The organism is Promicromonospora kroppenstedtii DSM 19349 (genome assembly GCF_000515355.1).
GTDB classification, from domain to species: Bacteria; Actinomycetota; Actinomycetes; order Actinomycetales; family Cellulomonadaceae; genus Promicromonospora; species Promicromonospora kroppenstedtii.
The window spans coordinates 16,620-17,470 of sequence record NZ_KI911625.1; the positions used below are offsets into that span (position 1 = coordinate 16,620).

The 851-nt window shown below is 74.6% G+C and carries 2 protein-coding genes; one reads left to right on the top strand and one right to left on the bottom strand.

Annotation, left to right across the window (positions count from 1 at the left end; genetic code table 11):
• Nucleotides 1-203, bottom strand: a 203-nt coding sequence (locus PROKR_RS33975; protein ID WP_036960455.1) for a hypothetical protein, incomplete at its 3' end; no start/stop codon positions are given.
• Between the two features lie 187 nt (nt 204-390).
• On the opposite strand from PROKR_RS33975, the gene PROKR_RS33980 reads away from it, so the two are divergent.
• Nucleotides 391-851, top strand: a 461-nt coding sequence (locus PROKR_RS33980; protein WP_036960458.1) for a non-ribosomal peptide synthetase, incomplete at its 3' end; no start/stop codon positions are given.

An 851-nucleotide genomic window follows, 5' to 3' on the forward strand; every position in this document is an offset into this window, starting at 1 on the left:
CCCGGCACGCGGGACCTCACCACGCGCCGGTGCAGCGACCCCGCGGCGAGGCGGCCGCCCAGGTCACGCAGCCGGTCGGCGTCGAACGGGCCGTCCAGGCGCCACAGCACCTGGTTCACGGCCGGGCTCGTGGCGCCCTCGTGGCGGCGCAGGAACATGTCGTCGGCGAACTGCAGGCGCAGTGCGGGTGGCGGGTCCGTCACGCTCGTCTCCCGGGTCGGATACCGGTCCCGAGGGGACCGTGGGCTTCAGCACGTGACCATACCGGGCATTACGGGGGGACTAACTTTCACCCGGCGAATCCGGTATAAAGGTCGCCGCAAGGGGACCGCGGAACTCGTCCGACGTCGTGCTGGCCGTGCCCACAGACCGATCGAGGGACGCGCACGCATGGAATACACCGAGCTGTCGGCCTACGACCTGCCCGCCGGAACCGTGACGTCCTGGACGCCACGCGCCGACGCCGGGCGGTGGCAGCAGGACCCCCGCGCGCTGTCCCCCGGGCACGAGGCGCACCTGCGCGACTCCGCCCCCGGGTCCTGGATCGGGTCGGTGCTGCGGGTGCCCGGACCGTACGAGCCCGAGCCGCTGCGCCGCGCGATCCACGCCTGGGTGAGCAGGCACGAGGTGCTGCGCACCACCGTCACGCGCGACGCCGGAGCCGGCTGGCGCCGCGTGACCGCCCCCGCGGAGGCGGTCGCCATCCGTGACCTGGTGGTGGGCGACCTGAGCGCTGACCAGGTCGCTGCGCTCCTGCCCAGCCTGCTCGCCGACGTCTCCCCGACCGCCTGGCCGCACTGCGTGCTGGCCACCGTGGTGCCCGCCGCTCCCGGTGGCGGCAGCGACCCGGC